Consider the following 22,750-nt stretch of genomic DNA (forward strand, 5'->3'; position numbering starts at 1 on the left):
GTCAAGCGGTGGCAGACGACACGGTGGCGGAGCTGGTGGCCGAACTGGCCGCGCTCGACGACCCGAAAGCCCGTGCGGTGAACGAGAAGCACGGCGACGACCACGGTGTGAACCTCGGCAAGCTCCGGGCGATCGCGAAGCGCCTCAAGACCCAGCAGGACCTCGCGCTCGACCTGTGGGCGACGGGCGACACCGCGGCCCGGCTGCTGGCGCTGCTGATCTGCCGCCCCAAGGCGTTCTCCCGCGACCAGCTCGACACCATGCTGCGCGAGGCCCGGCGGCCCAAGGTGCACGACTGGCTCGTGAACTACGTCGTGAAGAAGAGCCCGCACACCGAGGAGCTGCGCGTGCTGTGGTTCGCCGACCCGGACCCGGTGGTCACGAGCGCGGGCTGGGCGCTGACCGTCGACCGCGTGGCGAAGCAGCCGGAGGGCCTGGACCTCGACGGTCTGCTCGACGTCGTCGAGAAGGACATGAAGGACGCCCCGGAACGGCTGCAGTGGGCGATGAACCACTGCCTGGCGCAGATCGGGATCGAGCACCCACCGCTGCGCACCCGTGCGCTCGGGATCGGCGAACGCCTGGAGGTCCTCAAGGACTACCCGACGCCGCCGGGCTGCACGTCGCCGTTCGCGCCGATCTGGATCAACGAGATGGTGCGGCGCAAGGGTTAGAGCCAGCCGCGTTCGCGGGCGGTGTTCGCCGCCTCGGAACGGTTGCGCGCACCCAGTTTCGCCATCGCGGTCGACAGGTAATTGCGGACCGTGCCCTCGGCGAGGTTGAGCCGGCCCGCGATATCGGCGTTGCTCGCGCCGGTCGTGACCTCCTGCAGCAACTCACGTTCGCGCGGTGTCAACGGATCGGCGCTGTCCCACGCGGCCATCGCGAGTTCGGCGGCGACGACGCGTTCGCCGGCGTGGACGCGCCGCAACGCCGAGACCAGGTCGGCGATCGGCGCGTCCTTCAGCACGTACCCCGCGACGCCTGCGTCCATCGCGCGCCGCAGGTACCCGCTGCGGGCGAACGTCGTGATGATCAGGACGCGCGTCGGGTCGCCTCGGGAGCTCAGTTCCCGGGCGACGTCCAGTCCCGTCCTGCCCGGCATCTCGATGTCGGTGAGCAGCACGTCGGGCCGGTGTTCCGCCACGGCCGCAAGGGCCTCGTCGCCGTCGCCCGCGGTCGCGACGACCGTGACGTCGGGCTGCAGGTCGAGCAGCTGGGCGAACGCGCCGCGCACCATCGCCTGGTCCTCCGCCAGCACGACCCTGATCACGTGGCCACCTTCAGCGGGACGGCGATGGTGACGGTGGTGCCGGCCGTCGCGGTGCGCCCGACCAGGCCGCCGAGCGCGGCGATCCGTTCGCGCATGCCCGTCAGCCCGTTGCCCTCCGCCGCGTGGCCGCCGATGCCGTCGTCGGCGATCACCAGCCGCAGCTCGCCGTCGCGGGCCTCGACACCGATGTGGCACGTCCTGGCGTTCGCGTGCCGGGCCACGTTGGTGACGGCCTCCCGCAACGCGAGCGCCAGTTCGTGCTCGGTCGAGCCGACGATGACCAGTTCGGGATCCCTGCGCACGACGACCTCGACGCCGAGGCTCGCCAACGCGGTGCGCGCCGCCTCCAGTTCGGTGTCGAGCGACGCGCTGCGCCAGCCGGTGACGGCGTCGCGGATCTCACCCAGCGCCGCACGGGCGGTGCGTTCGATCTCGGCCGCTTCTTCTTGCGCCCGTGCGGGATCCGCGGCGACGAGCTGGGCGCGCAGGATGATCGCGGTCAGCGTGTGGCCGAGCAGGTCGTGCAGGTCACGGGCGATGCGCTCCCGTTCGGCGAGGGTGGCGAGGTGCTCGATCCGCGCGGTGCGGATGCGCAGCTCGGATCCCTCGCGGTCCCGTTCGGACCACTCGACCTGCACGATGCCGATCACCCACAGGAAGATCAACGACGGCAGCAGCGCCCACAGCCGGTACGGCATCTCGACCACCGACACCACGCCGAACACGCAGATCAACGCGGTCAGGCCGACGAACCACCGCATCGCCACCCGCCGCGACTCCGCGAGGCCGGCGAACGCCCCCGCGTAGACGAAGAGCACGGCGGCACCGGCGTTGAACGGCGTGGCCAACGCCCCGAGCACGACCGTCGGCACCAGGCACCACCAGCGCACGCGGTCCGGCCGCAGCCACGCCAGCACGTACATCGGGACGAAGGCCACGGCGACGACGGCGACGAGCGCCCAGTCCACCCAGTCCGTGGCCGGGTCGAAGATCGGTGCCCACAGCAGGTTCCCCAGGTAGATCAGGTGCAACCAGCGGGAGATCCCAGCGACTTTTCTCATGACCGCGCATGACGATACGACACGGCCGCGAGCACCGCAGCCACGATCGCCGTGCCCAGCAACACCAGTACATGCGTCAGCACGGGACCGCCGGTGAGCTGCGCGCGAGCGAGCTCCGACAGGTGGTAGGTCGGCAAGAACTGTGCCACGTCACGGAAGAACGCGGGCATCATGTCGAGCGGCATCCACTGTCCGGACACGACGGCGGACGGGATGAGCATCGCGTTGAGCACGGCGGCCGCGGCGCCCGAACCGACCTGGAACCCGATCGCGAGGCTCAGCAACGCGAACGGCAGCGCGCCGGCCACCAGCACCCCCAGCACCCTGAGCAGCGCGGGCAACGGCGCGTTCAACGCGCCCGTCACGGCCGCCGTCGCCGTCATCGCGACCAACACCCCTGCCGCGTAAGGAAGTGCCGCCACCACCTTCGCCGCCAGCGTCACGCCGATCGGCACCGCGGACACCTGCTTCGCCCGCAGCCAGCCGCGTTCCCGGTCTGCCGCGACGCCGATGCCGGGGTTCATCAGCACGACCGAGATCACGCCGAAAGCGCCGAACGTGGCGATCATCGTGGTGCCCGAGGACAGCCCGCCGTCGCTGAACTTCCCGAACAGCGACACGAAGAGCGCGAAGAACGCCACCGGCATGACGATGGAGAAGAACAACGCGGCCGGCTCGCGGACGATGCCCCGCAGCTCGTCCGCGAGCTCGACGCCGAAGACCTTCCCGGAAATGTCCGCGGTCACGCCGCACCTCTCTCGATCAGACCGGCCACTGCCTCTTCCAGCCCGGCGCCCTCGACCCGCAGGTCGGTCAGTCCGGGGTCCTCCGCGAGCAGCACCCGCAGCAACGCCTCCGGCGCGCGCGTCCCGAGGTGGACGTGCTCGCCGTCGCTGCGCAGCGACACGACACCAGGCAGCGCTTGGAGGCGCTCCAAGCCAAGACCCGTCCGGGCGATGACCGTGCGGTCGGGCAGCCGCGCGACCAGTTCGTCCGGCGTGCCCTCGGCGAGCACGCGGCCGTGGTCGAGCACGACGACCCGGTCGGCCACGGCCGACGACTCCTCGATGAGGTGCGTGGTGAGCAGCACGCCGGTCCCGCGCTCCCGCCGTTCGGCCAGGATCTGCCAGAACCGCTTGCGGGCGGGCACGTCCAGACCCGCCGTCGGTTCGTCCAGCACCAGCAGCAACGGGTCGCCGACCAGCGCCATCGCGAGCTGCAGCCGTTGCTTCTGGCCGCCCGAGAGCTTGGCCGCCCGCCGTCCGGCCAGGTCGACGAGGTCGAGCTCGGCCATCACCGGCCCAGCGGCCGCCCGAGGCTTGCCCGCCCGCACCGCAGCCCCCGTGACCAGCTCGGACACCTTCAACGTGTTCGGGAACCCGAGCGACTGCTGCACCACCCCGAGGTGCCGCCGGGTGGCCGCGACCCGCGGATCTCCACCGCGCACGCGCACCGAACCGGCCTTGGCGGGCAGCAGCCCGATCACCTGGTTGACCAGCGTCGTCTTGCCCGCGCCGTTCGGCCCGAGCAACGCCACGCACTCCCCCGCGCCGACGTCGAGGTCGACACCGTCCAACGCTCGCGTGGCACCGTAGTCGTGCCGCGCTCCCCGTACCTCGAGCACCGTTTCCATGCGTCAAGCCTGGTCGGAGCGGGCTTTCACCAGTAGTGAGGCAGCGTCACGACGTCGGGATGACAATTGTCATTCGGGCCGGACGGCCTGCGCCCTCGGGTACTTGCGGCCGGGCAACGGCGAGGGCGACCCGGTGAACGACACCGTCGTGCCCGCCAGCAACAGCGTCAGCCCCGACGGCAGCTCGTCGCGCGAGACGAACCACGACCCGCCGCGCGTGTCGGTGATGAACCCGTGCGCCTGCCCGGTCTTCCAGCTGGCCACCGTGCCCTTGCGACGGCCGCGCGGCGCTCCCACCGGCGACGCCACCGCCTGCGACGACCGCACGAAGGCGCGCCGCAACGGGTAGTCGGCCTGGTCACCGGGAGCGAACAGCGCGTCGAACCCCGGCGTGAACGGCGTCGCGGCCCGCAACGGCGCCGCGGTCCGCGGAGTCCAGGCGGGCGGCTTGTGGACCGTCTGGATGTCCACCACCGGCACGATCACGCGCACGCCCCGCGCCGTCAGCCTCTCCGCGAGCGGCGCGAAGTCCGAGTCACCGGTCAGCAGCACGACCCACTGCAACGGCACCGTCGTCGCCCGGTCCCACGCCTCCAGCGCGAGCAGGACGTCGACGCCCTTCTCCTTGCCGTTGTGCAACGGCAGGTCGTGCCGCGTGATGCCGGCGGCAGCCAGTGCCCGGTCGAAGGATTCGGCGGGAGTGTCGATGCGACCGCGAACGTAATGCGCCTCGGCGACCACGCACTCGTCCAATGGACGACCCGTCTCCGTGTGGACGTACCAGCGCAACGCGTCGTGCAGGCCGTCAAGAGAGATGCGCGCGCCCCTGGGGTGCGCGGTGGCGTAGAAATCGCTCAGGTAGGCGAACCACGTGCCGTCGTAGAACACTCCGATCCGGTCGGTCTCACCCACCGGACGAGATTACTACTTCCGGTAGAAGTGCACGTTGCGCCACTGGTGCTCGGCGCTCGACGCCTTCAACGTGCCGTACACGCCGTACTTGAAGTAGTGGTCGCCCTTGGGACCGTCGGCCGTGTGCACCTGCTCGCCGTTGATGTGGATCGAGTAGCTGCCGCCCGTCGCGGTGGCGTTGTGGGTGACGTTGATCCGCACCCACTTGCCGTTGATGCCGCTGATCAGGTCCTTGCCTCCGCCACGCAGGGTGCCGCCGCCGCGGGAGAACGACCTGATCATCAACGTGGTGGCGCCGTCACCGTCGTTGCCGAAGATCTGCATGGCGCTCTCGTCGTCCGTGCCCGCGGTGACCTTGAGCTCGCCCTCGAACTGCCGCTGCCCGGTCCGGTAGTTGTCCTGGATCCGCGCCTCGACCCGGTTGGAACCGTTGTTGACCAGCTTGAAGGTCTGCACCCCGCCCGAACGGGAGTAGGAGCCGCCGGGCCCGGACGCGCTGGTGGTGCTGCTCGGATAGGACGTGATCACGCCCTTGCTCTGGATCTGCAGGTTCCACGCGGGACTGTGCTCGGTCCAACCGCTGCCCACCGGACCGGCGTGGGCCGCGGGCTGGATGCCGGCCACCATCAGAACGGTGACACCGGCGATCGCCATGAGACGCATCGGGTTGCTCCTTGTGTGGTCACAGGGTTCACACAGGCGGCAGCCGAACTCCATCTCAACGCATCAACGGCGGTACGTCACCCGCCGGAATTCCGGTCGAAAGCGGACTGTCCCGGCGCGGCGGGCAGCCCCAGCAACTGGCCCGCGACGTCCAGGAACTCGCCACCGCACTGCCACATCGTCAGATCGGGATCGACGACGAACGGGTCCGATGGATCCGCGTCGCCCTCGGCCACGCGATACGCCAGGGCCTCTGACTCCGACAACGCGAGCACCGTCTCATTGGTGCCACGCCACACCCGTCTGAACATCACCGCGTTGACGCACGTGAATTGATCACGCACGACAGACCGCCGAAACCCGCGACGCAGCAACAACTTCATGCATTCCTCGACGCTGCTCACAACGCCTGATTCTGACCGCGCGACGGAGCCGTCCTCATCGTCCATCACTCGATAGGGTCAAATGTTTGGGGCACGTGCACAACGGAGGTGTCCCTCTTTCGTGCAACCAACCACACCGGAACGGGCTATCGCCTGCGACTCACGGATGCGCAAGCCTCTGGCGGTGGTCGACATCCAGGCACCAGACCCCGCCTCGCCGCTGTACGACCGGGCCGCGACGCAGATCCCGAGCATCGCCGAGAAGGTGCTGGAGGCGTTCTTCGCCAGATCCGCGACGTACCGGCAGCTGCCGCACCAGCTGGTCGACCGCGAGATCACCGAAGCGGTGACCCGGCACCTCCAGGTCTTCCTGCGCTCGTTGCGAGAACAACGGTCTCCGGCGCCCGAGGAGCTCGACATGCAGATCGCCACGGCGGTGCGCCGCGCCCAGCAGGGCGTTCCGCTCGACATCGTGCTCAGCACCTACCACGTCGCCGCGACCGTCGGCTGGGAGGCGATGGCCGCCGTCGCCGAGCCGGACGAGATTCCCGACCTGCTGGCGACGGTGCCGGCGCTGCTGCGGTACCTGAGCGTCGCCGTTCCCGCCGTGGCCGGGTCGTACCTCGCCGAGCAGCAGGCCCTGCACGCCGAACGCCGCGAGGCCGGTCGTGCGCTGGTCGCGGCCCTGCTGACCGGCAGGGAGGCCGAGCCGCTGGCCGAACGGATCGGGCTGGAGCTGTCCAGCCACCACGTCGTGGTCGCCGTGCGCGTCGAGGCGCCGGCACTGGCCGAGGGCTCCGACGCACGGCTCGCAGTCCATGGTCTCGTGCGGCGCCTACGGGCTGAACTGCCGAAACACGCCCTCTCGGCGTTGGACCACGATGGCGGAACGGTGCTGCTGCCCACCACCGCGGAGACCGTCGAATCAGACCTGGAAGAAGCGGCCGCGTTGGTCCGCGGCCTGCACACCGCCGCCGGCACCGTCCTGACCGGCGGAATCGCCGTGGCGGAGCACCGCGAGGACGTTCCCGCCGCCGCCCGTCAGGCCGCCGACATCGCCGAACTGGCCCAGCGCCTCGGACGTCCGCCCGGCGCGTACGTCCTCGACGACGTGCTGCTCGAGTACCAGCTCTGCCGTCCCGGCCCCGGCCGCAAGCGCTTGGCTCGCGTGATGGACCGGCTGGCCGAGCACCCCGACCTGCTGCACACGCTCCGGACGTTCATCAACAGCGACCACAACCGCCACCGCACGGCCGACGAGCTGCACCTGCACCGCAACACGCTCAACTACCGCCTTCGCCGCGTCACCGAGCTCACCGGTTACAACCCGGCTGATCCCACCGACATCCGGCTGCTCTCGGCGTCGTTGATCGTTCACGACCTGAGGTCCTGAAAACGCCGAAAAGGCGAGCGCTTGATGCGCTCGCCTTTTCGGGAAACGACTCAGATCAGTCGCCGTACGGGTTCTGCATCGAGACGTGGACGTGGTCGTAGTGGCCACCGGTCACGTCGGTGGCGACGGTGTACTTGCGCCAGCCCTCGGACGCGCGGGCGACGCTCCAGATCTTGCCCTGCCAGATGACGTACCGGACGTCGAGCTTCACGGCGTGCTTCTGCAGCCAGTAGGCGAGCTTCCAGCCCTGGGCCTTCTGCGTGGCGTTCGGGTACTGGCCGATCGCGTTCGAGATGGTGCAGTCGAGCGCGTTGCCGGTGTTGTGGTTGCTCGTCGACGACTCACCGGAGCGGTAGTCGCCCACGTAGCACTGCTTCTCACCGGTCAGGTCGGCGATCTGCGTGCGCACGAACGCGGTCCGCTTGCTGGCCTGAGGCGCGCGAACGGCCTCGGACGGCTGGTTGTTGGTCGGCGGGGTCGGGTAGGTGCCCGTACCGGGGTCCGGGTCCGGGTCGCTGCCCGCGCCGAAGCGGTGCGAGGCGTTCTCGTTCTTGAGCTCCGCCTTGAGGTTGCCCTTGGCACCGGACGCGAACGTCTGGTTGGCGCCGGCGTAGCCGCTGTTGTAGTAGACGGTGACGTTCCCGCTGGTGCGGTTCCAGACGGCGGCGGCGTTGTTCTTCACGCACACGCCCTGGCCGTTGCCCGCGCTCTTGAACTCGTAGCAGGACGGCTGGCTGTCACCGTAGTCGGAGATCGACCCGGCGAAGTCCGAGACCGAACCGGCCTGGTCGCTGTTGTAGTAGAGGCAGAACTCGCCCGACTCGCAGACGCCGTTGCGGTCCGTCGCCGCGTTCGCGACGCCCGCCCCGAAGGACGCGCTGACCAGCGCGCCCATCAATGCCACGAAGATGGTTTTCTTCAGCACGATTGAACCCTTTGTCCCGTTTTACCGGCCCCAGCACACCCCAGTCGTGCCGGGGAAGCTTCGTTTCGACTGAAGGATCGCGAGAGCCGCTGACATTCCGCTGACACCGGCGGCCACCGCTTTGTCAGGGCACACTGGATTCATGAGCGAGAACAAGTGGGACGCGCTGCCCGACCGTCCGAAACCGGAGGAGTGGGTGGCGGAGAAGGACACGAACCCGCCGCTGCCCGGTGCCCTCGACGAGGCCGAGGGCGGCCGTGAACTGCGGGAGGCGCGCAACGTGCTGGAGCGCGGCGGCTTCTAGCTACTCGCAGGCCTTGCCGTCCCCGTCACGGTCGAGAGCGGCCCGGTAGCCGGGCTGTCCCCGGAAGAGCGGCGCCGCACCGGCGGCCTTCGCGGCGGCGCAGTTCGCGTAGTACGCGGCTGCGGGCGGCGGGGGTGCGGGCGCTGGTTCCGGCTGCGGCACCACTGGCTGCGGCGCGACGGGCGGTGCCACGACGGGCGCGGGCTTCACGTCGAGCCCGCCGCACGACGGTCCCCAGAACCCGAGAGCGGCCTTCTTGGCGGCCGTCTCCGCGACCTGGATCGCCGTGTCCGCCCCGGCGATCGCCCGGCCGGCGCCCTGGCTGACCGCGAGCGCCGCGTAGTCCTTGCCGTCGGCCAGTAGCAGTCGCGAGTCCGCGACCTGGACCGACGTGCCCACCAGGGTCTTCGTCGCGAACTCGACGGCCGACGCGGCCCAGCACTCGCCGGGCTGCGCGAGTCCGGACAGCACAACCGTGGTGCCGTTGGACAACATCGCCGTCCGACCGTCCACGATGGACTCCACGGTCACCGGCGGAGGCGTGGTCGTCGCGGCGGCCGAACTGGCGGTCGTGGTCGTGGTGGTGAGGCCGGCCGCGAGCCGGGTGGGCTCCGGCGTGCCGCACGCGGACACCACGAGCAGGACACCGGCAGCGATCGCGGCTGTCCTCGACAGCTGCTGGAAATCGGTCATGGCCGCCACATCGCGACCTTCGCCACGCGTCGTTACACAAGTCCGTGCGACTGGGCATAAAGCGCGGCCTGCGTCCGGTCCCGCAGCCCGAGCCGTCCGAGAATGCGCGAGATGTGGTTCTTCACCGTGCCCTCCGACAGGTGGAGGCGCTCGGCGATCTCCTTGTTCGTCGCCCCGCTCGCGACCAGCCGCAGGACCTCGACCTCGCGCACGGTGAGCGGTTCGCGGTGGCCGTCGGACCGGCCGAGCACCGCCGCCAGCCGGGCCGCCGCGGCCGGGTCGAACTGGGCCACGCCCGCCGCGGCGAGCTTGACCGCCGCCGCGAGCTCCTGCGACGGCAGGTCCTTGAGCAGATAGCCCGTGGCGCCCGCACGCAGCGAACGCACCACGTAGTCCTCGTCGTCGAACGTGGTCAGCATGACGACCTTGCAGGCGGGCGCGCGCCGGCGCAGCAACGCCACCGCCTCCACACCGTCGAGGCCGGGCATCCGCACGTCCATCAGCACCACGTCCGGGGCCAGCGTCACCGCCTGCTCCACGGCCTCGTGCCCGTCCGCGGCGGTGCCGACGACCTCGATGCCGGGTTGCAGCCCCAGCAGCGACGCGATGCCCTCCCGGATCAACCGCTGGTCGTCGACGACCAGCACGCGCGTCACGCCGTCCTCACCGGAATCGTCACCGTCAGCCGCGTGCCGGCCGACGAGCTGACGAGGTCGACCCGTCCGCCGGCCAGCGCGACCCGTTCCCGCATCCCGAGCAACCCGAACCCCTCCGCCGCGGCACCCATGCCGCGTCCATCATCGGCCACCGTCAGCCGCGCCCGCTCGGCGTCGAGTTCGACCGCGACGGCGATGCTGCCCGCCGCAGCGTGCCTGCGCGCGTTCGTGATGCCCTCCTGCGCCGCCCGATACAGCGCGTGCAACGCACCCGTGTCGTGAGCCTCGGGCGAACCGCTGACCGTGAGCGTCACATCCCCTTGCCCCGCAACGAGTTCGTCGAGGGCGGCCGGCAGGTGGAACGACCGCAGCGACCGGACCGACTCCCGCACCTCGCCCAACGCCCGCCGCGCCGACCGTTCGGCGTCGAGCACCGCGGCCTTCGCCGTGCCCGGTTCGAGGTCGTGGAACGCGGCGGCCTTCTCCAGCAGCACCACGATCGCCGTCAGGTGGTGCCCGAGGTCGTCGTGCAGATCCCTGGCCACCCGCGCCCGTTCCGCGGCCGCCGACAGCTCCGCGACCGTCCGATGCGACTCCTGCAACCGGATCCGCCCGTCGCGCTCGCGCACCGCCACCGCCGCCATCGTGATGGTGAGCACCAGCCCCACGGCGAACATCACGAGGTCCGACGCCTGTTCGAGATCGGCGTACCACTCCGGAGTGCTCACCACGGCCACCGCGAAGCACGCCACCGCCAGCACAACCGCAACGCCTTGCCCGAACGCGAAGTACGCCGTGAACGGCACGAGCAGCAACATCACCCGCGCCAGCCCAGAACCGTCCACATAGGCCAGTCCCAAGTAGAGAGCCGCGCGCAAAACCAACAGCCCCGCCGCCACCGCCTTGGGCGTGCGCACCGGATAACGCCGGAACTCCACGAGGTCCACGGCCACCAGCACCACCAGCCCGCCGACCAGCAGGGGCACGCTCGTGTCACCAAGCCCGGACACCGCCGCGTACACCCCCGCGACCAGCACCGCGGCACACATCACAGGCGAGACCCAGAACGCGGGCCGCGAGGTGAACATGCCGCTCAGGCTAGTGCCGGACGCGCCGACCACACCGCGGAAGACAGCCACACCAGCACCACCGCGCACGCGACGTGCACCAGCGCCGTCAACGGCGTGTCCGGCAGCGCCGCGAACACGGCCAGCACGACGAAGCTGATCCCGTACCCCCACGCCGGCACCGCGGGGAACACCTTCGCCCGCACCATCGACACCCCGAACAACGCGGTGCCGGCCACGAACACCAACGAGGCCACCTTCAGCACCACCTGGGTCACCGGCGCCACCTGCCCCGGTTCCAGGAAGAAGATCACCAGGTTCAGCGCGAACGCCACCCCGGTGAACAACCCGAGCCCGAGCAGGTTCGCGGCGAACGCGAACGCCCCGAACCGCCCCGACGCGTGTGCCTGATGCCCGTGCAACGCCAGAACCGCGGGCGCCCCGAAGGCCGTCCCCAGCCCGATCACCGCACTGGTGACCGCCGTCTCCCCGGTGAAGGCCTCCACAGCCCCCGGCACTCCGATCGACAGGGCCAGCACGACCCCGCACGCGGCCCCGAACCTCGGCAAGAAAATCCTGTTGTCCGTCACACGACCGACGCTAGGGACGCCACCACCGTGCCCCGAAGTCCCGATCAGCCACTTCGGACGTCAAACGTCATGACCAGAAGTGTGCCGATCGACACGTGCCCAGCACCCCCGACCGCCTGGCGAGCGTCGAATTCACGGCAGAACCTGGAGATTGGGGCGTGTACGGCGCCCGCTCAGAGGCCGATCCGTGTAGGGTGATGCCCATCTGTCATGGCTACGAAGTACCGTTCGCCCGTGATCGCAGGTCACGGGCATTTTGCTGTTCGGTGTTCTTCGGCCATGACGGGTTACCTCGGCCCCGCACAGTGCGGGCGCCACATTCATGCTTGGAGTGCACCATGGCCACCGGAACCGTCAAGTGGTTCAACGCCGAAAAGGGCTTCGGCTTCATCGAGCAGGACGGTGGCGGCGCCGACGTCTTCGCCCACTACTCGAACATCGCCGCTCAGGGCTTCCGTGAGCTCCAGGAGGGCCAGAAGGTCTCCTTCGACATCACGCAGGGCCAGAAGGGCCCGCAGGCGGAGAACATCGTCCCCGCCTAGTCCCCTCGCCCGCCTCTGATCTCAGCGGCAAGCAGGACGACACCGAAGCCCGGCCGGATGACTCATCCGGCCGGGCTTCGTCGTGTCCGCGCTGTGTCAGGAAGGACGAACCCACGGCGCCAGGCGCTGCCCCGGCTCCAACTCGTCACGCCAGTACCGGAAGACCGTTCCCAGAACTACTTCCACACCGCCGGCCGCGATCAAGGACGTCGCCGGTTCGGTCCCTCCGGCATCGGCCTCGAAGGCGAGGACCAGCGGCGGCGCTGCGCCGAGCTGCCGGGTCACCGCCAGCACCTCGTCTGGACTCGGCGCGCGGAAGACGGGGTCCTGGAAAGCAGCCGGGCACCGGATGAGCACCGGATCGTGGAACACCAGCTCCAGGCCGTGGTGGTACGCCAGGTCGGTCCCGGCACCCAGCCGCAGCTCACCGGCGTTGCACGAGACCACGTCCCAGTCCCACCAGGATCCCTGCGGCAGTTCGACGAAGGCGGCCACCCCGCGAACCTATGCCGGCCAGCACCGGGCCCGCCTCCGCATTTGTGCGTCCTAGAGGCCGAGGCGCTGCTGCTCGGCCCGCACCACCCGCTGCTCCACCGACACCGCCGAGTCCAGCGCGCTCGCGTGCGAGTGCTTCGTGTCGCTCTCACGCGCGTAGTGGTCGAACAGCAGGGTCTTGTGGTCCCGGATCTCCTGCACCCGCGCGTCCACGCTGTCCTTGACCAGCATCCGGTGCACGTGGACCTTGCGGACCTGGCCCATCCGGTGACAACGGGCGATCGCCTGGTCCTCGGTGCTCGGCTTCCACTGCGGCTCGGCGATGATCACCACGGACGCGGCCTGGATGTTGAGGCCCACGCCGCCCGCCTCGATCTGGGCCACCAGCACCGCGTGGTCCTCGCACGCCGTGAAGTCGTCCACCAGTTGCTGACGGCCCTGCGCCGACGTCGCGCCGGTCAGGGGGCCGAAGACCTCGACGTGCTCCGCGACCGCGTCCAGCACGTCGTGGAAGTACGAGAACACCACGACCTTCCAGCCGTTGTCCCTCGACTCCTCGATGATCTCCAGCAACCGCTCCAGCTTCGCCGAACCACGGGGCGTGCCGGGCGCGTAGGCGGCGCGGCGCATCGCCATCAGGTTCCCCTCGCGCACCGCGTCGAGGTACGCACCACGGTCCTGCTTGCCGAACTCGACCCAGTCCTCGACCTCGAGCAGTTCCGGCAGCTCCCCCAGCACGTCCTCCTGGTTGCGCCGCAGGTACACCGGTGCGACGACGCGACGGAAGGCCTTCGCTCCCACCACGGCGTCGGTGGCGCCAGTGCGGGCCGCGACGCCCGGCTGGAGGTAGGCGACCAGGTTGCGGAACTCCTCGACGCGGTTCTCCATCGGCGTACCGGTGAGGAGCACCACCCGTTCCGCGCGCTGCACGATCGTGTTGACCGCCTGCGAGCGCTGCGTGTCCGGGTTCTTCACGTAGTGCGCCTCGTCGACCACGACCAGCGCCGGCCGGAACCTCTTCGGCAGCACCAGTTTCGGCAACGTGCCGAACGTCGTCACGCCGACGCCGCCCTGCGCCAGCCACTCGCCGACCGCGCCGTCGCGACCAGAGCCGTGCATCCGGTGCGGCACCAGGTCGCTGTGCCTGGCGATCTCGTTGACCCAGTTGACGACAACGCTCGCCGGGCAGACCACCAGGAAGCCCTTGCGACCGCCGGCGGCGAGGCTGGCCATCACCGCGATGGCCTCGATCGTCTTGCCCAGTCCCATCTCGTCGCCGATGATGACGCGCTTGCGCGCCAACGCGAACTTGGCCCCGAACACCTGGTACCCGCGCAGCGCCACCTTCAGCCGGCTGGTGTCCAGTGTGGTCGCGTCGACCTCGTGCTCGATGTCCGCCGGGACGAACCCCTTGGCGGCACTGCGATCCGGCACCGCGTCCGCACCGGCCAACTCGGCGAGAAGCGTGTTGTACGCGGCCGCGTCGAGCTCGTAGTCACGCCAAAGCGCGCGATGATCCAGATCCGGCACCCGCAACTGCGCGCCCACCGCACGCAACGCCGCCACGTCACGACTGGCCAGCAGGACCTCAAGCCGATCGAGCGACTCGACGGCGGCCTGCCGGTTCTTCCGCAACGAGAAGAACATCCGCACCCGGCTCAACGCACGGGACGCGGCACGCACATCGGCGTCAACCCGCCCCAGCACGTCCCCGAGCGGCTCACGCAACGGCCCGACGAGCTGGTTGGCCCTGCGCAGCTTGGACATCAACTGCAGCAACTCGGTCTGAGCGCGATCAGCACGGTCAGGATTCAGCCGCACAGTCGTGTCACGCACGACACCGTCAACAACGGCACGGGCGACCCGCACGATCTGCTCGGCGGACTGCCGGCCAACTCCAGGCACACCGTCAAGCTGCTCCGGCCGCACCTCGGCAACGTCGGCCACAGTCCGGTACCCAGCGGCCTTCAACGTGCTCAGCCGCAGGTTCGCCTCGGTGTCCCGCAGCTTGTCCACCGACAGGGCACGAAGCCGCTCGGCCACCACCGAGTCCAGAACCGCCTCGTACTGCGCGCGGGCAAGCGCAAGCAACCGATCAGGTTCCGCACGCACCCCAGCTGCCTCGGCCCGGAACTCCTCCGCAGCGCCCAGCACCGCGCGAGCGTGCCTACCGACCTTCGCCGAGTCGTCCACCCGTGTCCTTCCGTAAGGCGGCTCGAGGGTACCCAGCATCCCAAGCCAAAAACGGAACATGGTTGCGGCACACAAGAACCCCGACCTGCCGGTCAACCTACGGGGGTCCGGGGGCTTGCCCCCGGCGTGGGGTCTGGGGGCTCGGCCCCCAGAAAACACCGAGGGCCGAGAAGATCTGCGCTTTTTGCAGATACTTCTCGGCCCTCGGAACGAGTGGAGCTGAGGGGACTCGAACCCCTGACCCTCACACTGCCAGTGTGATGCGCTACCAGCTGCGCCACAGCCCCTTGAAGGTCCACGTTCCCGGTAGGTTTCCCTGCCGTTCTCGTGTGGCAATACCGTACAACATCGACGCCACAAGATAAAAATCGGGGGTATCCAAAGCGCATTCAGGCTGGTAGGACCGGGTGATGACCGCCGGAGCACCGCTTGACCCGAAGATCGAGTGCATGGACCCCGAGGCCCGTCACGAGCTGCAGGAACAGCGTCTGCGAGCACTCGTCGACCGCCTGCTGAGCACGGACAACCTCCAGGGTTCCAGGCTGAGGGAATCGGGAGTGACGAGCGGCACAGACGTGCGGCTGGACGAGATCCACCTGCTGCCCACGATCAGCAAGCAGGACCTGTGGGACCACTATCCGTTCGGGCTGCGGATCGCGCCGCAGGAAGACATCGTGTGCGTGCACGGGTCGTCCGGCACGGGCGGTCGGCCGACGCTGATCCCCTACACCGCCAACGACGTCGAGGTCTGGGCCACGGTGATGGCCAGGGCGTTGAAGGGTGCGGGCGCGACCACGAGTTCGATCGTCCACAACGCCTACGGCTACGGGCTTTTCACCGGCGGACTTGGGGTGCATCACGGTGGCCTGAAGCTCGGCGCCACGGTCATCCCCATGTCGGGCGGCATGACGGAACGGCAGGTCCGGCTCATCGAGGACCTGAAGCCGGACGTGCTGTGCTGCACGCCGTCGTACGCGCTGCGGCTGGCGGAGGACCTCGGCGAGAACTCCGTCCAGGTCGGCATCTTCGGTGCCGAGCCGTGGACGGACGAGATGCGGCAGGAGATCCAGCAGCGGCTGGGCATCAGGGCGCTGGACATCTACGGGTTGTCCGAGATCATCGGGCCCGGCGTGGCGTGCGAATCCCTTGACTCCGAAGGGCTTCTCAACATCGCCGAGGACCACTTCTACCCGGAGACCGACGACGGCGAGCTCATCTTCACCACGCTCACCAAGACCGGTATGCCGCTCCTCCGCTACCGCACCGGTGACGTGGCCACGCTGCACGGGCCAGCAGGGCAGCGAACGCTCAGGCGCATGAGCAAGCTCAAGGGGCGCAAGGACGACATGCTCGTCATCCGGGGCGTGAACGTGTTCCCGACGGAGATCGAGGCCGTCGTGCTGGACCTCGCGAGCCCGCACTACCTGATCGTCGAGGACCGCCGGACCACCACGGCGCAGCTGCACGTGGCCGTCGAGTCCACGGAGGACGTCAAGAGCCAGCTGACGAACAAGCTCAAGGAACGCCTGGGCATCACCTGCCAGGTGCACGTCCTGGAGCCGGGCAAGCTGCCGCGCACCGAAGTGGGCAAAGCACAACGCCTGGCCCGGTGGACCCAGGGCCAGGCGCCGATCGACGGACTTACTTAGCCAAGTCGGACAACCAGTTCTTGTTGTCCAGGTCGACGAGCTTGCCACCCGCGGCGACGCTGGGCGTGCCGCGGAAGCGGCCCGTCTCGGCGTCCTTCAGAACAGGATCGTTGCTGGTCTTGGACATCAGCTCGTCCAGCTGCGACTTGTAGGTCTGGTTCTGCACGCACGACTCGAAACCGGCGGCGGTCACGCCGACTTCCTTGCCCAGCTTGATGAGCTGGTCCTTGGTGTAGCCGGCGTCGCCTTCCTCGGGCTGCGAGTTGAACAGCGCCGCGTGGAACGCGTTGAACTTGCCGTCGTCGGCCACGCACAGGGCGGCGTTGGCCGACTCGGTCGAGTAGCCCTCCGGCTTCGACGCGCGGTTGAGCATCGGCAGGATGTTGTAGCGGATCTTGACCTTGCCGTCCTCGACGGCCTTCTTGATGTCGGTGCCGTAGGTCTTCTCGAACGTGCCGCAGATCGGGCACAGGAAGTCCTCGTACACGTCGACGGTCACGGTGGCCGTGTCCTTGCCGACGAGCACGCTGCTGCCGTCGCGGACGGCGGGCGCCGAGATCGTGTGGTCGGCCGGCGCCAGCGGAATGGCGTCCGTGGCCGACGTGGACGGCTTCATCTGCTGGAAGATGACGTAGCCGATGACGGCGACGGCGAGCACCGCCACGACCGCGATGCCCGCGATGACCTTCGTGCGGTCAGAGCCCGACGAACGAGCCTGGACCACCGCACGCGCGGCCTGCTTCTTCTTCCGCGCACTGCGCTCTGCTCCACCCACGGCGACGAGGGTAGCGACACAAACTAAAAGAAAGCTGAGCGCGCAATCACGCTTCCGGGTGACGAGGCTTGCCGCCGACGCGTTCGCCGGTCGGAACCTCAGCACTTTCGTCGAGGCAGCCGCACTCCGGCGCCACCGCGGCGGCCGTGTGCTCCTCCTCATGTGTGGGCAGGGTCTCGGGAGCGATGAACCAGAAGCCCACGGCCAGCAGCAGCGAGGCGCCGGTGATGGCGAACGACGCTCCGAAGCCGAACGAGTCGGCGAGCAGGCCAGCGCACATCGGGCCGATGATCGCGCCCAGGTCCGTCACCATCTGGAAGCCCGCGAGCACGGGTCCGCCCTTGCCGCGCGCGCCGATGACGTCGGCCACCACCGCGTTCTGCGGCGGGTTCAGCAGGCCCGCTCCGGCGCCCGCGATCAACGACGCCGCCATGAACGTCCACAGGTCGCCGGTGAAGCCCATCCCGACCGTCGCGAGGCCGCTCACCAGAAGACCGGCGATGGCGACGGGCTTGCGGCCGCGGGTGTCGGCGATCCGGCCGGACAGGAACAGCATCGCGGCGTTGCCGGCCGCGAACACCGACATCGAGATGCCCGCCACGGCCGCGCTGTGTTCCAGCGCCTCGATGACGAACACCGGCACCAGCGAGATCCGCACGCCGAACACGGCCCAGCCGTTCGCGAACCCGGACGCCAGCGCCGCGCGGTAAGCGGGGTGCCGTGCGGCCTCACGCACCGTCATGGGCACTTCGGTGTTGGTCCGGTCCAGCGCCACCAGCGTCGACCGCCGGAGGAAGATCCAGACCACGAACGCCGCGACGCACAGCAACGCGCCGTACGACACGAACGGCACCCACAGCCCGAACGGCACCAGCCCGGCACCGATGATCGGACCGGCGATGTTGCCGATCAGGAACCCGGCCGCCCACATCCCCGAGGCTCGCCCGCGCATCGGCGCCGGCGTGATCCGGATCAGCAGCCCGAGGGCCGCGACCGTGAACATCGTCGACCCGACACCGGCCAGCGCGCGCCACGACAGCATCTCGGCGTAGCTCGTCGAGAACCCGGACATCGCGGTGCCGAACGCGACGATCAGGATCCCGACGATGTACACCCGAGGCTCGCCGAACCGGTTGACCAGCTTGCCGCTCACCGGCGCGAACGCCAGCCTCACGAACGCGAAGGTGCTGATCAGCGCCGCGACAGCGGTGTGACCGACACCGAACGAGGACGCGTACACCGGCAGAACAGGTGCCACGATCCCGAACCCCACGGCGATGATGAAGCTCGCCGCGACCAGAACCCACACCTCGACCGGCAACCGCTCGCGCACAAAGCCTCCCTTAGCCCTGCTAAGGATATGTCACGCGGCAACTAACTAACTCAATCGAGCAGCTCATCCACTCTGCGTACATATGCCGTCACCGGATAGGCCGCGACGAACCCGCACGCCTCGGCGAACCGCTCCCCCGGACCCTCGTCCACCTGCGACGCGACCAGCATCGCGCCCGACGAACGCAACACGGAGACAGCGGACACCACCAACGACCGCCCCACGCCCCGACGCCGTCGCGCCGGACGCACCACGCACTGCTCGACCAGGCCCACGCCGCGTTCGGCGAAGCCCGACACGAACCCGCCGACCCGGTCGCCGTCGTCCACCACCATCACCAGACACCGAGGGTCGTCCAGCCGATGCCCGAGCCACCGCGACAACCGCTCCCGGTTGCCGACCAGTTCGTCGGACAGCAGCTCGACGATCCCAGGAACGTCCGCGTCGACCGCTCGTCGCACCCCGTCGACGACCGAAGCGGGCCCGCGATGGACCACGGTCTGCAGCTCCTCGACCGCGTACCAGCCGGAGTCGTCGGCGATCCCCTCGATCTCGTCCACGGTGGTCGGCGAGGCGTACACGACCGCCTCCGCGCGCCCCGCCGCGGCGAACGTGTGCTCTAGCTGCAACAACGTCGACGCGACCTCGACGGACGACCCGTCCAGCGCGCAGCCGAAGTTGCCGGACGGCAGCGGGTTCTCGCGGTTGATCACCACGGCCGCGGAACCGACCTTGCCGACCTTGCCGTACCGGACGGCGCCGGACGCGAGCCGCGCCCCTTCCACCAGGATCGCGAGCGACCTCGACTGATAGGGGTCGAGCAGCTCCGGGTCGTCCGGGTCGCGCAACGGGTCAACCAACGCGGCGGTCCTTCCACTGGGCACCTGGACGCAACGCGCAGTCCAACAGGAACACCCCAATCGTCGCCCACGCCAGCGGCGCCAGCACAGCCGCGGTCCCCGGCTGCCCGGTCCGCAGCAGGAACTCGCGGTGCGGCACGGCCTGCGCGAACCACGCCAGCCACGACCACGGCGAACGCCACCGCAGCACCGGGACCAGCCCGTACGCGAGGTGCAACAGCCCCGCGGCCACCAGCAACGGACGTCCCCACGGCCCGAACATCTCCCGGAACGCCGGCTGGATGCTCTTGCGCAACGACCGCCAGCAGTCGCCGAACGTGTCGATCCCGGAGGTCGTCAGCAACGCCGAGGCGTCGACGAACTTCACGAACCCGCCGGAGTCCCTGATCAACGTCCCCAGGCCGACGTCGTCCGCGTGGGTCCCCGCGATCGCCTCCCAGCCACCGGCGGCCTCGAACGCGGCCCGCCGCACGAGGATGCAGTGCCCGACGGCGAGCGCCGTGGCCCCGCGACCGTCCGGGGGCGAGCCCTCGAACACCAGCGTGTTGAACGCGGGCAGCAGGAACCACCAGGCAGGCCCGGTCCCGCGCGCCGACGACGACACGAGGTCCGCGCCCAGTTCCGTCGCCGTCGCCACCAGCCGTCCGACCAGGTCAGGCGTGCAGGTCACGTCGGCGTCCACGAACAACAACCACTCTTCGTCACGGCCGGACGCGACGCCGAGATGCATCGCGTGCGTCTTCCCAGCCCAGCCGGCCGCCGGTCCGGCCGACTCGACCACCTCGGCGCCCAGTGACCGCGCGACGGCGGCCGTTCCGTCCTCGGAAGCGTCGTCCACCACCACGACACGCACACCCGGCTGCCCGACCAGACCGGGCAACAACCGCGGCAACGTCGTTTCCTCGTTGCGCGCCGGCACGACGGCCAGGACGGACGCGTCCACAGACGACGTCGACACCTCCGGCACGTGCCTCCATTGCCGCACGGTCCGTCCGGACCGCAACACCGACAGGACCCCAGTAGCCACGCCGATCAACCCCATCCGACCACCCTGACACACTCATCGGCGTGGACCTGCCCGATCTCCCGGTGAAATCCGTTCTCCCCCAACTCCTGGAACAACTCCAGGAGCACGGGGCCGCCGTGCTGGTCGCGCCACCGGGAACCGGCAAGACGACGCTGGTCCCGCTCGCGCTCGAAGGCAGGGTCATCGTCGCCGAACCACGCAGGATCGCCGCCAGAGCCGCCGCCGCACGCATGGCGAGCCTGCTGGGCGAACCCGTCGGCCACACCGTGGGCTACTCGGTCAGGGGTGACCGCAAGACCAGCAGGCACACCCGCATCGAGGTCGTGACCAGCGGTCTTCTCGTCCGCAGGCTCCAGCACGACCAGGAACTGAAGGGCGTCGGCACGGTCCTGCTCGACGAGGTCCACGAACGCCACCTCGACGCCGACCTCCTGCTCGCGCTCCTGCTGGACGCCAAGGCAGGCCTGCGCCCGGACCTCAAACTCCTGGCCACGTCCGCAACCGTTGCCGCGCAACGACTCTCGGACCTGCTCAACGCACCGGTCCTGCACACCGAGTCGCGCATGTTCCCGACGCCGATCACCTACGTCCCGCCCGCGCGCAACGAGCACATCGAGACCACGGTCGCGAGGGCCATCAAGAAGGCACTGTCCGAAGTGGACGGAGACGTGCTCGCGTTCCTGCCGGGAGTCCGGGAGATCAACCGAACCGCGAGCCTGCTCAACGTGGAAACCGTGATCCTGCACGGCCAGCTCAACGCCCAGACCCAGGACGCCGCCCTCAAACGCGGCACGAACCAACGGGTCGTGCTCGCCACGAGCATCGCCGAGTCCAGCCTCACCGTCCCGGGCGTCCGCGCGGTCGTGGACGCCGGCCTGGCCCGAGTACCCAGGGTCGACCACCGCCGGGGTCTCGCCGGACTCGCCACGATCCGCGTCTCCCAGGCCGTCGCCGAGCAACGCGCCGGGCGAGCCGGGCGTGAGGCCCCCGGCCGCGTCTACCGCTGCTGGCCCGAACACGAGCACTCGACGCTCCCCCGCTACCCGGAACCGGAGATCAAGACCGCCGACCTCACCAGGCTCGCGCTCGAACTGGCGGTCTGGGGCACCCCGGACGGCAGCGGCCTGAACTGGTGGGACGCCCCTCCAGAGGGTGCGCTCAAGGCAGCGCAGGAGACCCTCGACGCCATCGGCGCCCTCGCCCCCGATCGCCGTGACCGCATCGCGAGCGTCGGCCTGCACCCCCGGCTCGGCCGCGCCCTCATCGACGGCAGCGCGCTCGCGGGCAACCGGACCGCCGCCGAGGTCGTGGCGCTGCTCGACGACAGCACGCACACCTCCACGACCGACCTCGCGACCGCGCTGAAGGCCCCCGGCAAGTGGCGGCAGGAGGTCAAGAAGCTGGAGAAGCTCGGCTCCAACCCGGCGGGCAACGGCGACCCGGCGCTGGTCGTCGCCCTCGCCTACCCGGAACGGCTGGCGAAACGCCGTTCCAAGAACAGCAACGTCTACCTGATGGCCAACGGCACGGCCGTCGAGCACACCGACTCGCAGTTCCAGTGGCTGGCGGTCGCGATCGCCGACCGCGAACCGGGCAGCAAGCACGGCCGCGTCCGCCTCGCCGCGCCGGCCGACGAGGAACTCGCCGTCACCGCCGCGGCAGCCCTCGTGCACACGGTCGACGACATCCGCTGGAACGGCGACGTCATCGCGAACGAGGTCCGCAAGCTCGGCGCCATCAGCCTCGGCGAACGCAAGCTCAACGACCTCGCCAAGTCGCAGCAGGCACTCCGCCTCGGCCTCGAAGCCGAAGGCCTGGGCCTGCTCAAGTGGACCGACGCCGCCGAACGCCTGCGCGAACGCATGGCGTTCCTGCACCGGACCCGCGACTGGCCGAGCGTCGACGACGAGCACGTGATCCGCGCGATCGATCTCGGCAAGGCGAAGAAGCGCTCCGACCTGGCCAAGATCGACACGGTGGCGTTGCTGCGGAGTCTGCTGCCGTGGCCGGAGGCGGCGGAGTTCGACAAGCTCGCCCCGGAACGCATCGGCCAGGGCAAAGTCGACTACACGCAGGACCAGCCGGCGCTGCACGTCCGGCTCCAGGACGCCATGAAGTGGGCCGACACGCCGCTCATCGCCGGAGTTCCGGTGGTGGTGCACCTGCTCTCCCCCGCCGGCCGTCCCACCGCCGTGACCAGCGATCTCAGGTCGTTCTGGCGCAACGGCTACCTGCGGGTGCGCAGCGAGCTCAAGGGCCGCTATCCCAAGCACCACTGGCCGGAACGCCCTTACGACAAAGGTAATAACAACAAGAGCTGAAC

At 69.6% G+C, this 22,750-nt stretch carries 24 protein-coding genes and 1 tRNA gene; 6 read left to right on the plus strand and 19 right to left on the minus strand.

The features are described from left to right. The first annotated feature begins 8 nt into the window (after nucleotides 1–8). Nucleotides 9–674, plus strand: coding sequence for a DNA alkylation repair protein (locus ACIQF0_RS34460; RefSeq protein WP_401036640.1), 666 nt, complete (start codon nucleotides 9–11; stop codon nucleotides 672–674). Here ACIQF0_RS34460 and ACIQF0_RS34465 read toward each other — a convergent pair. The 7 genes from ACIQF0_RS34465 to ACIQF0_RS34495 form a co-directional block, all read right to left on the minus strand. Further along, a complete protein-coding gene (locus ACIQF0_RS34465) occupies nucleotides 671–1,273 on the minus strand; it encodes a response regulator (RefSeq protein WP_401036642.1) in 603 nt (200 codons plus the stop codon). The genes ACIQF0_RS34460 and ACIQF0_RS34465 overlap by 4 nt on opposite strands. After that, nucleotides 1,270–2,334, minus strand: a complete 1,065-nt coding sequence (locus ACIQF0_RS34470) for a sensor histidine kinase (protein ID WP_401036644.1) — start codon at nucleotides 2,332–2,334, stop codon at nucleotides 1,270–1,272. Before ACIQF0_RS34470 ends, ACIQF0_RS34465 begins: the two co-directional genes overlap by 4 nt. Then, nucleotides 2,331–3,080, minus strand: a complete 750-nt coding sequence (locus ACIQF0_RS34475; protein WP_401036647.1) for an ABC transporter permease — start codon at nucleotides 3,078–3,080, stop codon at nucleotides 2,331–2,333. The genes ACIQF0_RS34470 and ACIQF0_RS34475 overlap by 4 nt, the downstream gene beginning before the upstream one ends. Continuing rightward, a complete protein-coding gene (locus ACIQF0_RS34480) occupies nucleotides 3,077–3,967 on the minus strand; it encodes an ABC transporter ATP-binding protein (protein ID WP_401036649.1) in 891 nt (296 codons plus the stop codon). The genes ACIQF0_RS34475 and ACIQF0_RS34480 overlap by 4 nt, the downstream gene beginning before the upstream one ends. Before the next feature lie 69 nt (nucleotides 3,968–4,036). Further along, nucleotides 4,037–4,879 (minus strand): NYN domain-containing protein, encoded by an 843-nt coding sequence (locus ACIQF0_RS34485; RefSeq protein WP_360039746.1) that lies wholly within the window; start codon nucleotides 4,877–4,879, stop codon nucleotides 4,037–4,039. A 12-nt stretch (nucleotides 4,880–4,891) separates the two neighbouring features. Continuing rightward, nucleotides 4,892–5,542, minus strand: coding sequence for a hypothetical protein (locus tag ACIQF0_RS34490; protein WP_401036652.1), 651 nt, complete (start codon nucleotides 5,540–5,542; stop codon nucleotides 4,892–4,894). Nucleotides 5,543–5,619: 77 nt separating this feature from the next. Continuing rightward, nucleotides 5,620–5,886, minus strand: coding sequence for a hypothetical protein (locus ACIQF0_RS34495; protein WP_360039741.1), 267 nt, complete (start codon nucleotides 5,884–5,886; stop codon nucleotides 5,620–5,622). 205 nt (nucleotides 5,887–6,091) lie between these two features. Here ACIQF0_RS34495 and ACIQF0_RS34500 point away from each other — a divergent pair, with 205 nt between their 5' ends. Continuing rightward, nucleotides 6,092–7,318, plus strand: a complete 1,227-nt coding sequence (locus tag ACIQF0_RS34500) for a PucR family transcriptional regulator (protein ID WP_401036655.1) — start codon at nucleotides 6,092–6,094, stop codon at nucleotides 7,316–7,318. Nucleotides 7,319–7,373: 55 nt separating this feature from the next. Here the strand turns inward: ACIQF0_RS34500 and ACIQF0_RS34505 are convergent, their stop codons facing one another. Then, nucleotides 7,374–8,243 (minus strand): peptidase inhibitor family I36 protein, encoded by an 870-nt coding sequence (locus ACIQF0_RS34505; protein ID WP_401036657.1) that lies wholly within the window; start codon nucleotides 8,241–8,243, stop codon nucleotides 7,374–7,376. Between the two features lie 142 nt (nucleotides 8,244–8,385). Between ACIQF0_RS34505 and ACIQF0_RS34510 the strand changes: the two genes are divergently transcribed. Then, nucleotides 8,386–8,547 (plus strand): hypothetical protein, encoded by a 162-nt coding sequence (locus ACIQF0_RS34510; protein WP_360039733.1) that lies wholly within the window; start codon nucleotides 8,386–8,388, stop codon nucleotides 8,545–8,547. Here the strand turns inward: ACIQF0_RS34510 and ACIQF0_RS34515 are convergent, their stop codons facing one another. From ACIQF0_RS34515 to ACIQF0_RS34530, 4 genes are read right to left on the minus strand one after another with little or no spacing between them, the layout of a single operon-like run. Further along, nucleotides 8,548–9,240, minus strand: coding sequence for an excalibur calcium-binding domain-containing protein (locus ACIQF0_RS34515; RefSeq protein ID WP_401036659.1), 693 nt, complete (start codon nucleotides 9,238–9,240; stop codon nucleotides 8,548–8,550). A 32-nt stretch (nucleotides 9,241–9,272) separates the two neighbouring features. Further along, on the minus strand, nucleotides 9,273–9,896 hold the full coding sequence (locus ACIQF0_RS34520) for a response regulator (RefSeq protein WP_401036661.1): 624 nt from the start codon (nucleotides 9,894–9,896) through the stop codon (nucleotides 9,273–9,275). Further along, nucleotides 9,893–10,984: a sensor histidine kinase gene (locus ACIQF0_RS34525; RefSeq protein ID WP_401036664.1), complete on the minus strand. Its 1,092-nt coding sequence runs from the start codon at nucleotides 10,982–10,984 to the stop codon at nucleotides 9,893–9,895. Before ACIQF0_RS34525 ends, ACIQF0_RS34520 begins: the two co-directional genes overlap by 4 nt. A gap of 5 nt (nucleotides 10,985–10,989) precedes the next feature. After that, nucleotides 10,990–11,553 carry a hypothetical protein gene (locus ACIQF0_RS34530; protein WP_360039721.1) on the minus strand — a complete coding sequence of 188 codons (564 nt, stop codon included), beginning with the start codon at nucleotides 11,551–11,553 and terminating at the stop codon, nucleotides 10,990–10,992. Nucleotides 11,554–11,891: 338 nt separating this feature from the next. Between ACIQF0_RS34530 and ACIQF0_RS34535 the strand changes: the two genes are divergently transcribed. Continuing rightward, nucleotides 11,892–12,095 carry a cold-shock protein gene (locus ACIQF0_RS34535; protein WP_030475722.1) on the plus strand — a complete coding sequence of 68 codons (204 nt, stop codon included), beginning with the start codon at nucleotides 11,892–11,894 and terminating at the stop codon, nucleotides 12,093–12,095. A gap of 96 nt (nucleotides 12,096–12,191) precedes the next feature. On the opposite strand, the gene ACIQF0_RS34540 is transcribed toward ACIQF0_RS34535, so the two are convergent. The 3 genes from ACIQF0_RS34540 to ACIQF0_RS34550 all read right to left on the minus strand — a co-directional run bounded on the left by ACIQF0_RS34540 (nucleotide 12,192) and on the right by ACIQF0_RS34550 (nucleotide 15,070). Continuing rightward, nucleotides 12,192–12,590, minus strand: coding sequence for a hypothetical protein (locus ACIQF0_RS34540; protein WP_401036667.1), 399 nt, complete (start codon nucleotides 12,588–12,590; stop codon nucleotides 12,192–12,194). A 51-nt stretch (nucleotides 12,591–12,641) separates the two neighbouring features. Beyond that, nucleotides 12,642–14,783 (minus strand): DEAD/DEAH box helicase, encoded by a 2,142-nt coding sequence (locus tag ACIQF0_RS34545; protein WP_401036670.1) that lies wholly within the window; start codon nucleotides 14,781–14,783, stop codon nucleotides 12,642–12,644. A 214-nt stretch (nucleotides 14,784–14,997) separates the two neighbouring features. Further along, nucleotides 14,998–15,070 (minus strand) — tRNA-Ala (locus ACIQF0_RS34550). Nucleotides 15,071–15,193: 123 nt separating this feature from the next. Here ACIQF0_RS34550 and ACIQF0_RS34555 point away from each other — a divergent pair. Continuing rightward, nucleotides 15,194–16,432, plus strand: coding sequence for a phenylacetate--CoA ligase family protein (locus tag ACIQF0_RS34555; protein ID WP_401036672.1), 1,239 nt, complete (start codon nucleotides 15,194–15,196; stop codon nucleotides 16,430–16,432). Here ACIQF0_RS34555 and ACIQF0_RS34560 read toward each other — a convergent pair. The 4 genes from ACIQF0_RS34560 to ACIQF0_RS34575 are packed head-to-tail and all read right to left on the minus strand — an operon-like array spanning nucleotide 16,425 to nucleotide 20,442. After that, on the minus strand, nucleotides 16,425–17,207 hold the full coding sequence (locus ACIQF0_RS34560) for a DsbA family protein (RefSeq protein WP_401036674.1): 783 nt from the start codon (nucleotides 17,205–17,207) through the stop codon (nucleotides 16,425–16,427). The genes ACIQF0_RS34555 and ACIQF0_RS34560 overlap by 8 nt on opposite strands. 46 nt (nucleotides 17,208–17,253) lie before the next feature. Next, nucleotides 17,254–18,540 (minus strand): MFS transporter, encoded by a 1,287-nt coding sequence (locus ACIQF0_RS34565; protein WP_360039710.1) that lies wholly within the window; start codon nucleotides 18,538–18,540, stop codon nucleotides 17,254–17,256. 50 nt (nucleotides 18,541–18,590) lie between these two features. Next, nucleotides 18,591–19,400, minus strand: coding sequence for a GNAT family N-acetyltransferase (locus ACIQF0_RS34570; RefSeq protein WP_401036679.1), 810 nt, complete (start codon nucleotides 19,398–19,400; stop codon nucleotides 18,591–18,593). After that, a complete protein-coding gene (locus ACIQF0_RS34575; RefSeq protein WP_401036681.1) occupies nucleotides 19,393–20,442 on the minus strand; it encodes a glycosyltransferase in 1,050 nt (349 codons plus the stop codon). Before ACIQF0_RS34575 ends, ACIQF0_RS34570 begins: the two co-directional genes overlap by 8 nt. A gap of 26 nt (nucleotides 20,443–20,468) precedes the next feature. On the opposite strand from ACIQF0_RS34575, the gene hrpB reads away from it, so the two are divergent. Further along, nucleotides 20,469–22,748, plus strand: a complete 2,280-nt coding sequence (gene hrpB / locus ACIQF0_RS34580) for an ATP-dependent helicase HrpB (protein WP_401036684.1) — start codon at nucleotides 20,469–20,471, stop codon at nucleotides 22,746–22,748. Nucleotides 22,749–22,750 lie beyond the last annotated feature (2 nt).

It is taken from the genome of Lentzea sp. NPDC092896, assembly GCF_044754905.1.
Lineage (GTDB): Bacteria > Actinomycetota > Actinomycetes > Mycobacteriales > Pseudonocardiaceae > Lentzea.